Source organism: Microbacterium karelineae, assembly GCF_009745985.1.
GTDB lineage: Bacteria > Actinomycetota > Actinomycetes > Actinomycetales > Microbacteriaceae > Microbacterium > Microbacterium karelineae.
This window is the reverse complement of record NZ_WFIX01000191.1, coordinates 395903-410376: the sequence shown is the minus strand read 5'-3', so window position 1 is coordinate 410376 and position 14474 is coordinate 395903. Positions and strand designations below refer to the sequence as shown.

Genomic DNA, 14474 nt, shown 5'->3' with positions numbered 1-14474 from the left:
CTGTCGTCGGGAAGGAGGGATCCCCGGGCGGCGCCCGGGGATCCGGCGTCAGCCGATGGCGGATTCGAGCTCGGCCACCATGTCATTCCACGTCGTCGCCGGGTCGGCGCCGTTCATGACCTGCACCTCGGCGGCGTTCCAGAGATCCCACACATCGCCCATCTCGGGGATCGACGGCATGGGGACGCCGTTCTGCGACGACGCGAGGAAGCCCGCGACGATCGGATCCGACGCGACCTCCTCGGCGAGGGAGGTGAGTGCCGGGATGCGCGGGTCCGCCTCGTAGAGCGTGCGCTGCGCGTCCTCGGTGCCGAGGTGGTTGACGAGGAAGTCCTGCGCGAGCAGGGCGTTCTCGCTCTGCGACGACAGGTAGAAGCCCTGCACGCCGACGAATGGGGCGGCGGGCTCGCCGCCGGCGGACGGGATCGGCCCGACGGCGATGTTCTCGACGTTCTCGTACGACGGGATCGCCCAGGGGCCCTGCACCGTGAACGGCACCTCGCCCGAGTCGAAGAGCTCGTTGTTGATGTCGTAGTCGATCGTCGTCGAGAGGTGGCCCGTGCCCTCGGCGCCGTTGTCGAAGAGCCACTGGGCGAAGGCCTCGCCGGCCTCGCCGCCCATGCCGACGTCGCTCGTGTACGAGCCGGCGTCGTCCTGCTCGAAGACCGGAGCGCCGAACGAGGTCTGGAAGCCGTACATCGTGTAGCCGTCGCCGGTCTCGCCCGCCGTGTTGATCGCGACGGGGCGGTCGGACGCGTCGAGGCCGCGCGCGATCATCTCGTCCCAGGTGGCGGGGATCTCCTCGCCCACCATGTCGACGTTCTGGACGAGGGCGATCGTCTCGAGCGAGTAGGGGAGCGCGTAGAGCTGGCCGTCGTAGGTCATCGCCTCGAGCGCGACCTCCTCGAAGTCGCCCGCCGTGTCGCCGAGGTCGACCGTGTCGACGACGCCGGCCTCGACGAGGGCGCCGAGCCAGTCGTGGGCGCCGACCGTGATGTCGGGGCCCTCGCCGGTCGGGACCTGCACGATGAAGTCGTTGCGCAGGTCCTCGAAGTTCTTCTGCACGAGGGTGACTCTCGCTCCCGTCTCCTCCTCGAACGCGGCGGCGGCCTCCGCGAGCGCCTCCTCCCGCTCGGCGTCCGTCCAGACGACGAGCTCGGGGCCGGATCCCGTCTGCTCCTCGGCCGTGCCCTGCTCGTCCGGCTCGGCGCCGCCCTCGGGCTCGCTCGCGCCGCAGGCGGCCAGCAGGACGGTGGCGGCGATGGCGCCGCCGATCGCGATCGTTCTTCTCATGTCGTCGCTCCTTCTCGGGTCTCACCCGCGTCTTCGCGGGCGTTCGTGTCGTGTGTATGCGTCGTGCGTTCAGGGGGTCTCGCGGACGACGGCGACGCCGCCCGCGGGGATCGGGTGCCGGTCGCCGTCGTGCCCCGTGAGGAGGTCGGTGCCCGGTGTCTCGAGCGCGACATCGCGCGCCGAGTGGTTGATGGCGAAGGCATAGGATCGGTCGCCGTCCGTGCGGCGGACGACCTCGAGGCCCTCGTCGTGCCGTGCCGGGGTGATGCCCGCGTCGTCGTACACCCGGCGCATGAGGGCGGCGAGCCCCGCGGTGTCGAGGCGTGTCGAGACGTACCAGCCGGCGCCGTCGCCGTGCGCGTGGCGCGTGACGGCGGGCAGGCCCTCGCCGGGGCCCGACGCGTTCCGGGCGACGACCTCCGCGCCGGCGAGGCGCAGCTGCTCCTGCCAGTGGTCGGAGGGCGTCTCGGATCCGTCGTCCCACGCGATCGCGGTTCGCGCGCCCTCCGCGAGCGGCAGCCACTCCTCGACGTCGACGCCGAGCGCCTCGCGCAGGGGCGAGAGGTATCCGCCCGGATGCACGTCGTCGTTCTCGCCGACGATGCCCGAGAAGTACGACACGACGAGCGTGCCGCCGCCGGCGACGTACCGCGTGAGGTTCGCCGCGTCGTCGGCGCGCAGCAGGTACTGCGCGGGGGCGACGACGAGGCGATAGCGCGAGAGGTCGTGCCCGGGCAGGGCGAAGTCGACCGTCACACCGTCTCGCCAGAGTCGCTCGTAGTAGGCGCGGATGCGCTCGCGGTGGCTGAGATCCTCCGTCGGCCGCCATTCGAGGTCCTGCGCCCAGAACGACTCGAAGTCCCACAGCACGGCGACGTCGGCCGTCACGCGCGAACCGCGCACCTCGTCGAGGGCGCCGAGGTCGCGCCCGAGCGCCGTCACCTCGCGCCACACGCGCGAGTCGGTTCCCGCGTGGGGGAGCATCGCCGAGTGGAACTTCTCCGCGCCGCGGCGCGAGGCGCGCCACTGGAAGAAGAGGACGGCGTCAGCGCCGCGGGCGACGTGGGCGAGCGAGTTGCGCGCCATCTCGCCCGGGCGCTTCGCGAGGTTCCTCGGCTGCCAGTTGACGGCGCTCGTGGAGTGCTCCATGAGGATCCACGGTCGCCCGCCCGCGACGGAGCGGGTGAGGTCGGCGGCGATCGCGAGCCCGATCTCGGGGGCGTCGTCGGCGGCCCACAGGTAGTGGTCGTCGGAGACGACGTCGACCTCCTCCGCCCACGCCCAGAGGTCGGTTCCCCAGTGCTGGTTCGCCATGAAGTTCGTCGTGATCGGCTGCGCGGCGCGGGCGCGGATCGCGTCGCGCTCGGCGACGAAGCAGGCGCGCAGCTGGTGATCGGTGAAGCGCTGGAAGTCGAGCTTGTGCGCGGGGTTGATCGTGCTCGGCGCGGCCGCGGGCGTCGACACGTGCTCCCATGCCCCGTAGTGCTGGCCCCAGAACGCCGTGCCCCACGCGGCGTTGAGCGCATCGAGGGACCCGTACCGCGCCCGCAGCCACCCGCGGAACGCCGCGGCCGACTCGTCGGAGTGGTCGTCGGCCACGGGGACGCCGTACTCGTTGTGCACGTGCCAGAGGACGACGGCGGGGTGCTCGGCGTAGCGGCGGGCGAGCGCCGCCGCGATCCGCACGATCGCCTCGCGATAGGCGGCGGATGACGGCGAGGCCATGCCGCGTGAGCCGAAGCCGAGGCGCGTCCCGTCCGCCGTCGTCACACGCGCCTCGGGGTGGCGCGCGAAGAACCACGCGGGCGGAGAGGCGGTCGGCGTGCCGAGGTCGACGGCGATGCCGTTGGCGTGGAGGAGGTCGAGGATCTCGTCGAGCCACGTGAAGTCGAACACGCCCTCGTCGGTCTCGATGAGCGCCCACGAGAAGATCCCGACGCTGACGAGATTCACGCCGGCCTCGCGCATGAGGCGGACGTCCTCTCGCCAGGTCTCGCGGGGCCACTGCTCGGGGTTGTAGTCGCCCCCGTAGGCGATGGCGTCGAGGGCGGGCCAGAGCGGCGCGTTCGGCATGGATCTCCGTCGGTCTCGTCGTCCCGATCTCTCGGGGGCCACATCCCTGTGACCGGTCCCAGTCTGCGAGTCGGCGCCATCCGCCGCCATGTCCGGACGGCATCCGTTATCGAACTGTGACCGGTCCCAGCGAGGAGTCGACCGGGGTAGGCTCCCGCGTATGGACGGTGCGACTCGGCGCAGGAAGCCCACGATCCGCGACATCGCGGAGGTGGCCGGCGTCTCCCGCGGCACGGTGTCTCGGGTGCTCAACGGCGGACACTGGGTGTCGCCCGACGCGCGCGAGGCCGTCGAGAAGGCGATCCGCGAGACCGGCTACACGGCGAATCACCACGCGCGCAGCCTCGCGACGGGTCGGTCGAACTCCGTCGCCTTCCTGCTGACGGAGCCGCATCACCTGCTCTTCGAGGATCCGACGTACTCCCTGCTGCTGCGCGGATCCGCCGAGGCCGTCTCGGCGCGCGGCCAGACACTGGTCCTGCTCGCCGCGGGGAGCGACGCCGAGAAGGAGCGCGTGCTCGAGTACGTCCATGCGGGCCACGTCGACGGCGTCATGCTCATCTCGAGCCACGAGGGCGACCCCTTCACGCAGCGGCTCGTCGACGCGCAGGCGCCCGTCGTCTGCGCGGGCCTGCCTCTCGGCGGCGGCGCGGGGGTGCCCTCCGTCGGCGTCGACGAGGAGGGATCCGCGCGTGCCGTCACCCGCCACCTCCTCGACACCGGCCGCCGTCGCATCGCGCACATCGCCGGTCCGTCCGACACTCCGGGCGGACGGTTCCGCCTCGCGGGATTCCGCGCCGAGATGGGCGAGCTCATCGACGAGGACCTCATCGACGCGGGGGACTTCGGAAAGGCCAGCGGGCGCGACGCGATGGAGCGGATCCTCGCGCGCTCGCAGGATGTCGACGCGGTCTTCGCGGCGTCCGACAGCATGGCGATCGGCGCCGTCGCGGCACTGCGCGCCGCGCGACTGACGGTCCCCGGCGATGTCGCCGTCGCCGGCTTCGACGACTCGGGCGTCGCGGCCGAGCACGATCCGCCCCTCACCACGATGCGGCAGCCGTGGGCGCGCATCAGCGAGAGCATGGTCGAGATGCTCGCCCGGGTCATCGCGGGCGAGCCGGGCGAGACGATCGTCGTCCCGACGGAGCTGATCGTGCGCGCGAGCACCCGGGCGTGACCTCGGCGGAGGATGACGCGACTCGCGGGGGGCCCGTGGTCGTTCTGCACGCCCAGAACGACCGTTCGGCACCCCGGATCGGGCAGGATGGGGGCGATGACCTCCTCGCGCGCCGCCCGCCTCGCCGGCATCCTGCTCCTGCCCGTTCTCGGCCTCACCGCCTGCACGGGCGATGACGGGCTCGACACCGCTGTGGGCGACCTGACCACGGCCCTCGAGGGTCACGCGCTCGACGGCATCGAGATCGCGGGCGGCGATGCGGGCGAGTTCTCGGAGCTCGTCGAGCCGCTCGCCGGCCAGCCGGTCACGGTCGAGGCGGGGGAGATCGCGCGGGAGGGCGGATCCGCGACCGTGCCGCTGTCGTGGGCGTGGAGCATCGACGACCGCGAGTGGACGTACGAGACGACGGCGACCCTCACCGACGGCGACGACGCCTGGATCCTCGAGTGGGATCCGTCGCTCGTCGCGGACGGCCTCGAGGCCGGCGAGCGGATCGAGCTGACGCGCGAGCATCCGGAGCGCGCCGAGATCCTCGGCGCCGACGACGAGGTCCTCGTGACCGAGCGACCCGTCACGCGCTACGGCCTCGACAAGAGCTGGATCGACGAGGACCAGGTCGCATCGAGCGCCGAGGCGATCGCCGAGGCTGTGGGGATCGACCCCGACGAGTTCGCGGCACGGGCCGAGCAGATGGGCGAGCTCGCCTTCGTGGAGGCGATCGTGCTGCGCCCCGAGGGCGCGGCCGAGCGGGTCGCCGACGGGTACGCGGAGATCCCCGGCGCGAACGCCGTCGACGACACGATGCTGCTCGCGCCCACGCGCGAGTTCGCCCGCGACCTGCTCGGCTCCGTCGGCGAGGCGACGGCCGAGATCATCGAGGCGTCGGAGGGCGAGATCCGCGAGGGCGACCAGGTCGGCCTCTCGGGCGTGCAGGCCGCCTACGACGAGGAGCTCCGCGGGACGCCCGCCATCACGATCAGCGCAGTGTCCGGCGAGGGCGACGACGCGGAGCGCCGGGATCTCATCAGCTGGGACGCCGAGGAGGCGGATCCGCTCGTCACGACGCTCGACGTCGACATGCAGAACCGGGCCGACGCCGTGCTCGCGGACGTGGCCGGCACGAGCGCGCTCGTCGCGATCCGGCCGTCGAGCGGCGAGATCCTCGCGGCGTCCGACGGCCCCGCGAGCGAGATCCCGAACGCCGCCACCGCGGGTCAGTACGCGCCGGGCTCGACGTTCAAGGTGGCGACGGCGCTCGCCCTCCTGCGCGCGGGTGCGGCGCCCGGCGACGTCGTCACCTGCGCCGCGACCGTGACGGTCGACGGATACGCGTTCCACAACTACGACGACTACCCCGCGGGCGCGACGGGCGACATCACCCTGCGCGAGGCGATCGCGAACTCGTGCAACACGGCGCTCATCGGCCAGCGCGGGATCCTCGACGACGACGCGCTCGCCGAGGCGGCGAGATCCCTCGGCCTCGGCGTCGAGGCGGATCTCGGGATCCCCGCCTTCCTCGGATCCGTGCCCGAGGCGGAGGGCGAGACGGAGTTCGCCGCCGACATGATCGGCCAGGGGCGCGTTCTCGCGAGCCCGCTCGCGATGGCGACCGCGGCGGCGTCCGTGAGCGCCGGGAGCACCGTGACGCCGCACCTCATCGCGGGCGAGGAGCCCGAGGCGGAGGCCCCCGCCGTGGCGCTCGCCGCGGACGAGGCGGAGACGCTGCGGGACCTCATGCGCGCCGTCGTCACAGAGGGATCCGCGACGTTCCTCTCCGGCCTCGAGCCCGCCGTCGGGGCCAAGACGGGGACCGCCGAATACGGCGAGCCCGACGACGACGGGAACCTCCCCGTGCACGGCTGGATGATCGGCACGCAGGGCGACCTGGCCGTCGCCGTGTTCGTCGACGACGCGGAGTCGGGATCCGAGACGGCGGGCCCGATCCTCGAGGCGTTCCTGCGCTGAGGCCGACGTGCGCCGGACGCTGTGAAACACGCTCGCACGGCCCCCATAGACTGTGCGGGTGACTTCCGGCGGTTCGTTCTACATCACCACGCCCATCTACTACCCCAGCGATGTTCCCCACATCGGGCACGGGTACACGACGGTGGCGGTCGACGCGCTCGCGCGCTGGCACCGCCAGGCGGGTGACGACACCTGGATGCTCACCGGCACCGACGAGCACGGCCAGAAGATGATGCGCGCGGCCGCCGCGAACGGCGTGAGTCCGCAGGAGTGGGTCGACAAGCTCGTCAGCGAGGAGTGGTTCCCGCTGCTCGAGACGCTCGACGTCGCCAACGACGACTTCATCCGCACGACGCAGGAGCGCCACGAGGAGAGCGTCAAGGCGTTCATCCAGGCGATCTACGACCGCGGCTACATCTACGCGGGCGAGTACGAGGCGCTGTACTGCGTCGGCTGCGAGGAGTTCAAGCCCGACAGCGAGATCGTCGAGGGCACGGGCGCGTTCGAGGGCCTCAAGGTCTGCGCGATCCACTCGAAGCCGCTCGAGCTGCTGCACGAGAAGAATTACTTCTTCAAGCTCAGCGAGTTCCAGGACAGGCTGCTCGAGCTGTTCCGCGAGCAGCCCGACTTCGTGCAGCCCGAGTCGGCGCGCAACGAGGTCATCGCCTTCGTGCAGCAGGGCCTGAAGGACCTGTCGATCTCGCGCAGCGCCTTCGACTGGGGCATCCCCGTGCCGTGGGACTCGTCGCACGTCATCTATGTGTGGGTCGACGCCCTGCTGAACTATGCGACGGCGATCGGCTACGGGGCCGACGAGGGCGACTTCGCGCGCCGCTGGCCCGGCTATCACGTCGTCGGCAAGGACATCCTGCGCTTCCACGCCGTGATCTGGCCCGCGATGCTCATGGCCGCCGGCCTCGACGTGCCGAAGGGCGTCTTCGCACACGGCTGGCTGCTCGTCGGCGGCGAGAAGATGTCGAAGTCGAAGGCCACGGGCATCGCGCCGCAGACGCTCGTCGACACCTTCGGCTCCGACGCCTACCGCTTCTACTTCCTCTCGGCGATCGCCTTCGGACAGGACGGCTCGTTCTCGTGGGAGGACATGGTCGCCCGTTACCACGCCGAGCTCGCGAACGGCTTCGGCAACCTCGCCTCGCGGTCCGTCGCGATGACGGCGAAGTACTTCGGCGGATCCGTCCCGGAGCCCGGTGAGTACACCGACGGCGACCGGGCCGTGCAGACGCTCGTGGCGGATGCCACGCGGAACGCGGATGCGGCGATCGAGCGCTTCCGCATCGACCAGGCGATCGACGAGATCTGGACGATCGTCGACGCGCTCAACGGCTATATCACCGAGAACGAGCCGTGGGCGCTCGCGAAGGACGACGCGATGCGCGAGCGCCTCGCGACCGTGCTGTACACGTGCCTCGAGGGCCTGCGCGCCCTCGCCGTGCTGCTCTCGCCCGTGATGCCCGCGTCCACACAGAAGCTGTGGCAGGCGCTCGGCGCCGAGGGCGCGCTCGCCGAGCAGCCGATCCGCGAGGCGGGGCGCTGGGGCCAGCTGCCCGCCGGCGCGACGGTCGCGAAGATCGCCCCGCTGTTCCCGCGCATCGAGGAAGACTGACACGCACCGATGACCGAGACGTATGTCACCGCGCGCGAGAAGAAGGGCCGGAAGGACCTCACGCACCCCGAGGCGCCCGAGCCGCTCGCGGTGGCGGTCTACGACAACCACTGCCACCTCGAGATCGACGACGGCGACGACCCGCTGACCCTCGACGAGCAGCTCGCGCGGGCCGAGGCGGCCGGCGTCTCGGGCGTCGTACAGGCCTCGGGCGACATCGCGTCGTCCCGCTGGGCAGTCGCCGCCGCCGAACGTGACGCGCGCGTGCTCGCGGCCGTCGCGATCCACCCCAACGACGCCCCCGTGTACGCGGCCGACGGCCGCCTCGACGAGGCGATCGGCGTGATCGACGAGCTCGCCGCGCATCCGCGCGTGCGGGCGATCGGCGAAACGGGGCTCGACCACTTCCGCACGGGTGAGGAGGGGCGTCCCGCGCAGATGCGCTCATTCGAGGCGCACATCGCGCTCGCCAAGAAGCACGGCATCGCGATGCAGATCCACGACCGCGACGCGCACCGGGATGTGCTCGACACCCTCGCGCGCGTCGGCGCCCCCGAGAAGACGGTGTTCCACTGCTTCTCGGGTGATGAGCAGATGGCGCGCGAGGCCGCCGAGCACGGCTACTGGCTCTCGTTCGCCGGCAACGTGACGTTCAAGAACGCCCAGAACCTGCGCGACGCCCTCGCCGTCACACCCCGCGAGCGGATCCTCGTCGAGACCGACGCGCCGTTCCTCACGCCCGTGCCGTACCGCGGGCGCCCCAACGCGCCGTATCTCGTGCCGCTCACGATGCGCTTCCTCGCCGCAGAGCTCAGCGTCGACCTCGATGAGCTCTGCGCGCAGGTCGCCGCGAACACCCGCGAGGTCTACGGGGAGTTCTGAACCCGGCGGCCACGCGCCGGGGATCTCCCGGCGCGGGGTGAGAAGATGGCGGGATGACTGACGTTCGCCTGCTCGGGGCCGCCGACATCCGCCGCCTCGCGGGCGAGCTCGACGTCACCCCGACGAAGAAGCTCGGACAGAACTTCGTGGTCGACGCGAACACGGTGCGCAAGATCGTGCACACGGCGCGGGTCGCGCCAGCGGAGCGCGTCGTCGAGATCGGCCCGGGTCTCGGATCCCTCACCCTCGCGATCCTCGAGCAGGGCGCGAGCGTGACGGCCGTCGAGATCGACTCGCGCCTCGCCTCGCGCCTCGCCCAGACGGCCGCCGAGCAGGGCGTGCCGAGCGGCCAGCTGACCGTCGTCGAGCACGACGCCATGACCATCGCGGAGCTCCCGGGCGACCCCGAGGTCCTCGTCGCGAACCTGCCGTACAACGTGTCGGTCCCCGTGCTGCTGCACTTCATGCAGACGTTCCCGTCGTTGTCGCGCGGCGTCGTGATGGTGCAGGCGGAGGTCGGCGAGCGGCTCGCGGCGAGCCCCGGATCCAAGATCTACGGATCCCCGAGCGCGAAGGCGGCCTGGTACGGATCCTGGCGGCTCGTCGGCACCGTCTCGCGCCAGGTCTTCTGGCCCGTCCCGAACGTCGACAGCGTGCTCGTCGGCTTCGAGCGCTCGGCCGAGCCCCTCGGATCCGTCGCCGAGCGCGAGGCCACCTTCCGCATCATCGATCTCGCGTTCCAGCAGCGCCGCAAGATGCTGCGCCAGGCGCTCTCGCGCGAGCTGGGCGGATCCGCCGCATCGGCGAGCGAGATCCTCGAGGCCGCGGGGGTCGAGCCGACGGCGCGCGGAGAGTCGCTCGACGTGCACGCGTTCCGGCGGATCGCCCAGGCCGCGGGCCGCGCGGATTAGGCTGCGGGCTCCGCGGCGAGCGGGCGCGTCACGACCCTCATCACGACGACGAACGCGGCGAGGGCGAGGGCGAGGACGAGCAGCCCGACCACGACGCTGCCTGTCAGGGCGAGCGCGACGTAGCCCAGCAGGGCGCAGATCGCCGCGCTCCCCACATACGGCAGCTGCGTGATGACGTGCGTGATGACGCTGCAGCTGGATCCCGTCGCCGAGAGGATGGTCGTATCCGAGATCGGAGAGGCGTGGTCGCCGGCGACGGCGCCCGCGAGGACGGCGCCGAGCACGGGGAGCAGCATCGTCGGCTCGTCCATCGCGTTGATGATCCCGCCCGCGAGGGGCAGCAGCAGCCCGAAGGATCCCCACGACGTGCCCGTCGCGAATGCCATCGCCGCCGCGATCACGAACACCACGGGCACGAGCCACGCCGCGGGCATCTGCGCCGCCTCGAGCAGCCCGCCAAGGTAGAGTCGCCAGTGCCGAGCTCCGAGATGAGGGCGCCGAGCATCCATGCCGGGATGAGGATGCCGAGCGCCGGCAGCATCGCCTTCACGCCCTCGAGCCAGCCGCGGCCGAAGGTCTTCGCCGAGAAGGCGGCGTTGGCTCGCGTCGTGAGCAGGTACGAGATCAGGGCGAAGACGAGGCCGAGCACGCCGCCGATCACGAGCGCCGTGCTCGCGTCGGTCGCGGCGAGGATCTCGATGATGTCGCCGCTGCCCGAGGCCGACCAGCCCGTCCAGATGATGCCCGCGAGCACGCCGAGCACGAGCGCGGCGAACGGGACGATGAGCGCGCGCATCGCGCCGGGCCGGTGCACGGGGAGATCCTCCGCGAGCTGACCGGGGACCGCATCGTCGGGATCGAACAGCTCGCCGTCGACGATCGCGCTGCGCTCCGCGCGGCGCATCGCCCCGATGTCGATGCGGAAGACGATCACGAGCCACACCATGAGCGCCGCGGCGATCGCGTAGAAGTTCGCGGCCGCCGCGCCGAGGAGCGCCTCGATGGAGGACGCCTGGAGGGCGGATGCCGCCGCGATGGGCGCGATGATCCCGAGGATGTAGGCGCCCCAGCTCGAGAACGGGGCGAGGACCGAGATCGGCGCCGACGTCGAGTCGATGATGTAGGCGAGCTTCGCGCGCGAGACGCGGTGCCGGTCGGTGACGGGCCGCGAGACCTGCCCGACGGCGAGCGCGTTGAAGTAGTCGTCGATGAAGATCACGATGCCGAGGACGGCGGGGAGGATCAGCGAGCCGCGGCGGGTCAGGATCCTGCGGACGGCCCATTCGGCGAACGCGGTCGTGCCGCCGGACATCATGATGAAGGCCGTGATGATCCCGAGGAGCACGACGAAGACGATGATCCCCACGTACCACGTGTTGATCGCACCCTCGCTCCAGAAGATCCCCGCGAATGCGCGCCAGACCGCCGCACCGGCGGCCAGGGGATTCAGGTCGTATATGAGCAGCGCCGCGGCGACGACGCCCGCGGCGAGGCTGATGAGGACCCGTCTCGTGATGATCGCGAGCGCGATGGCGAGAACGGGCGGGACGAGGGTCAGCACCGGGTACGACGTCGTGAGCTCGGGCATGGTTCCCTTCGGGACGAGCGGAATCACTATATCCAACTCGCTGGGATCCGTTCGTGTCCACACGACACGGCGTTCGTCTCGCGCGCGTCCCGGCGGATCGCGCACGGGGGCCGTCGCCCCGGTAGCCTGACAGGGTGACCGACTCCCCGCGCTTCCACGCCCGCCCCGTCGCCGACCTGCACCGCCCGTACGCCGCGGCAGACGACCGATACGAGAAGCTCTCCTATCGCCAGGTGGGCTCGTCGGGCCTGTTCCTGCCGCCGCTGTCGCTCGGCCTGTGGTGGAACTTCGGCGACAACATGCCCCTCGACGGCCAGCGCACGCTGCTGCGCCACGCGTTCGACAGCGGCATCACCCACTTCGACCTCGCGAACAACTACGGCCCGCCGTACGGATCCGCCGAGAAGAATTTCGGGCGCATCTTCCGCGAGGACCTCGCGCCGTACCGCGACGAGCTCATCCTCTCGTCGAAGGCCGGCTACGACATGTGGCGCGGGCCGTACGGCGACTGGGCCTCGCGGAAGTACCTGCTCGCGAGCGCCGATCAGTCGCTGAAGAGCATGGGCGTCGACTACCTCGACATCTTCTACTCCCACAGGCAGGACGAGGTGACGCCGCTCGAGGAGACGATCGGCGCGCTCGACACGCTCGTGCGCCAGGGCAAGGCGCTGTACGTGGGCATCTCGTCGTACTCCGCCGCGCGCACGATCGAGGCGAAGGCGATCGCCCGCGACATGGGAACGCCCCTCGTCATCCACCAGCCGTCCTACTCGATCCTCGACCGCTGGATCGAGGACGGCCTCACGGACGCCCTGCGTCAGGAGCGGATGGGCGCGATCGCGTTCGTCCCGCTCGCACAGGGCCTGCTGACGAGCAAGTACCTCGGCGACGGCACGGCCGAGCGCGCGCAGAACCGCGGATCCCTCGGCGGCAGGCGGATCACCGACGGCGCGCTCGCGCAGCTGCGTGCGCTCGACGCGGTCGCCCGTGAACGCGGCCAGTCGCTCGCGCAGATGGCGATCCAGTGGGTCCTGCGCGACGGCGTCGTATCGTCGGCGCTCATCGGCGCCTCGCGCACCGAGCAGATCGACGAGAACGTCGCGGCGCTCGACGGGCCGGCGTTCACGACGGAGGAGCTCGAGCTCATCGATCAGGCGGCTGACGCCATCGGCGACGTCTGGGCGCCCTCAGAGGCGTGATCGGGGGCGTGTCGTGACGCTGGTCGAGGAGTTCCCGGGCGTGCGGGTGCGGGCACCGGGGAAGATCAACGTCTTCCTCGAGGTCGGCGCGCGCCAGGACGACGGATACCACGACCTCGCGACCGCGTTCCAGGCCGTCTCGCTGTACGAGGACCTCGTCGCGAGCCACGCCGACGGGTTCACGCTCTCCGTCACGGGATCCGTCGACACGACGGGCGTTCCCGTCGACGACACGAACCTGGCGCTGCGCGCCGCGCGGCTGCTGGCGACCGAGACGGGATACGACGGCGGCGTCCACCTCGACATCCGCAAGGAGGTCCCCGTCGCGGGCGGCATGGGCGGGGGATCCGCCGACGCCGCCGCCGCGCTCGTCGCGTGCGATGCGCTGTGGGGCACGGGACTGTCCTCGCGTGAGCTCCACACGCTCGCGGCCCGGCTCGGGGCGGACGTGCCGTTCGCGCTCGCGGGTGGGACCGCCGTCGGCACGGGACGCGGTGACGCGCTCAACCCGGCGCTCGCGCGCGGCCGCTTCGAATGGGTGCTCGTGGCGAACCCCGACGGGCTGTCGACGCCGAAGGTGTACGCCGAGCTCGACCGGCTCCGCGAGGAGCACGCGGCGCAGATCCCGCCCGCGCCCGAGACCCCGAGCGTGAGCGCCGATGTGCTGCACGCGCTGCGGGCGGGCGATCCGCGCATGCTCGCCGAGGTGCTGCACAACGACCTCCAGGCGGCGGCCCTGCGCCTGCGCCCCGATCTCGGCGCGGTGCTCGACCTCGGCGTGCGCGAGGGGGCGCTCGCGGGGATCGTGTCGGGCTCCGGCCCCACCCTCGCTTTCCTCGTCGAGACGCGGCAGGAAGGGTACGGGCTGCTGCAGCGACTCGAACGGGCGGGACATGATGCGTTCCAGGCGCACGGACCGGTGCACGGCGCCCGCATCGCGTGAGGAGGCCCGATGGATCTGAACAGCGATGTCGGCGAATCGTTCGGTGCGTGGCCGATGGGCGACGATGCCGCGATGTTCCGGCACGTCACGAGCGCGAACATCGCGTGCGGCTTCCACGCGGGTGACCCGTCGGGCATCGCCGCGACGTGCCGCGCCGCGGTCCGTGCCGGCGTCGCGATCGGCGCGCACGTCGGGTACCGCGACCTCGCGGGCTTCGGCCGCCGGTTCCTCGACTGCTCCGAGTCCGAGCTCGCCGACGATGTCGTCTACCAGATCGGCGGGCTCCAGGCCCTCGCACGCCGCGCGGGTGGCGAGGTGCGCTACGTGAAGCCGCACGGCGCGCTCTACAACGCGATCGCGACGCACGAGGCGCATGCGCGCGCCGTCGTCGAGGCAGTGCACGACGTCGATCCCGGGCTGCCGCTGCTGCTGCTTCCCGGATCCGTCGCCCTCGACCTCGCGGAGCGCCGAGGCCTGCGCGGCGTGCGCGAGGCCTTCGCCGACCGCGCCTACACGCCCGACGGCCGCCTCGTCCCACGCAGCGAGGTCGGGGCCGTGCTGCACGACGCCGATCTCGTCGCGCGCCGCATGGAGCGCCTCGCGGTGGAAGGGGTCGTCGAGGCGATCGATGGATCAGACGTCCGCGTCGAGGCCGGGAGCATCTGCCTGCACGGAGACACCCCCGGATCCGTCGCGATGGCGGGTGCCGTCCGCGCGCGCCTCGAGAGCGCCGGCGTCGAGATCGCGAGCTTCGTGTGAGTCGGTGCTCCGAGATGAGGCAGGTTCGCCCGGGTGCGGCGTTCCCGGGCCTGTTCG

General features: G+C 71.7%; 12 protein-coding genes. 8 read left to right on the top strand and 4 right to left on the bottom strand.

Going from position 1 to position 14474, the window contains the following annotated elements; translation table 11 throughout:
- Window positions 1-48: 48 nt before the first annotated feature.
- Window positions 49-1293 (bottom strand): sugar ABC transporter substrate-binding protein, encoded by a 1245-nt coding sequence (locus tag GB932_RS18380; protein WP_156762132.1) that lies wholly within the window; start codon window positions 1291-1293, stop codon window positions 49-51.
- Window positions 1294-1362: 69 nt separating this feature from the next.
- Entirely contained in the window at window positions 1363-3366 is a 2004-nt protein-coding gene (locus GB932_RS18375) for a beta-galactosidase (protein ID WP_156762131.1), read from the bottom strand.
- Between the two features lie 160 nt (window positions 3367-3526).
- Here GB932_RS18375 and GB932_RS18370 point away from each other — a divergent pair, with 160 nt between their 5' ends.
- The 5 genes from GB932_RS18370 (at window position 3527) to rsmA (ending at window position 9928) form a co-directional block, all read left to right on the top strand.
- Complete coding sequence (locus tag GB932_RS18370; RefSeq protein WP_156762130.1) at window positions 3527-4546, top strand: LacI family DNA-binding transcriptional regulator; 1020 nt, start codon at window positions 3527-3529, stop codon at window positions 4544-4546.
- 96 nt (window positions 4547-4642) lie between these two features.
- Complete coding sequence (locus GB932_RS18365) at window positions 4643-6511, top strand: penicillin-binding transpeptidase domain-containing protein (RefSeq protein WP_197517563.1); 1869 nt, start codon at window positions 4643-4645, stop codon at window positions 6509-6511.
- Window positions 6512-6569: 58 nt separating this feature from the next.
- Entirely contained in the window at window positions 6570-8135 is a 1566-nt protein-coding gene (gene metG, locus GB932_RS18360; protein ID WP_156762128.1) for a methionine--tRNA ligase, read from the top strand.
- A 9-nt stretch (window positions 8136-8144) separates the two neighbouring features.
- The gene (locus GB932_RS18355) at window positions 8145-9017 is read left to right on the top strand and encodes a TatD family hydrolase (RefSeq protein ID WP_156762127.1); all 873 of its coding nucleotides are present in this window, start codon (window positions 8145-8147) and stop codon (window positions 9015-9017) included.
- Window positions 9018-9070: 53 nt separating this feature from the next.
- Window positions 9071-9928, top strand: coding sequence for a 16S rRNA (adenine(1518)-N(6)/adenine(1519)-N(6))-dimethyltransferase RsmA (rsmA, locus tag GB932_RS18350; RefSeq protein WP_156762126.1), 858 nt, complete (start codon window positions 9071-9073; stop codon window positions 9926-9928).
- Here the strand turns inward: rsmA and GB932_RS19690 are convergent.
- Both GB932_RS19690 and GB932_RS19685 read right to left on the bottom strand, forming a co-directional pair.
- Window positions 9925-10362 carry a Na+/H+ antiporter NhaC family protein gene (locus GB932_RS19690; RefSeq protein WP_306769976.1) on the bottom strand — a complete coding sequence of 146 codons (438 nt, stop codon included), beginning with the start codon at window positions 10360-10362 and terminating at the stop codon, window positions 9925-9927. The genes rsmA and GB932_RS19690 overlap by 4 nt on opposite strands.
- Entirely contained in the window at window positions 10326-11516 is a 1191-nt protein-coding gene (locus GB932_RS19685) for a Na+/H+ antiporter NhaC family protein (protein WP_306769975.1), read from the bottom strand. Before GB932_RS19685 ends, GB932_RS19690 begins: the two co-directional genes overlap by 37 nt.
- A 134-nt stretch (window positions 11517-11650) precedes the next feature.
- Between GB932_RS19685 and GB932_RS18340 the strand changes: the two genes are divergently transcribed.
- From GB932_RS18340 to GB932_RS18330, 3 genes are read left to right on the top strand one after another with little or no spacing between them, the layout of a single operon-like run.
- A complete protein-coding gene (locus GB932_RS18340; protein WP_156762125.1) occupies window positions 11651-12715 on the top strand; it encodes an aldo/keto reductase in 1065 nt (354 codons plus the stop codon).
- A 13-nt stretch (window positions 12716-12728) separates the two neighbouring features.
- A complete protein-coding gene (locus tag GB932_RS18335) occupies window positions 12729-13658 on the top strand; it encodes a 4-(cytidine 5'-diphospho)-2-C-methyl-D-erythritol kinase (RefSeq protein ID WP_438616723.1) in 930 nt (309 codons plus the stop codon).
- A 9-nt stretch (window positions 13659-13667) separates the two neighbouring features.
- Window positions 13668-14417, top strand: a complete 750-nt coding sequence (locus GB932_RS18330; protein ID WP_156762124.1) for a LamB/YcsF family protein — start codon at window positions 13668-13670, stop codon at window positions 14415-14417.
- The last annotated feature ends 57 nt before the right edge of the window (window positions 14418-14474 follow it).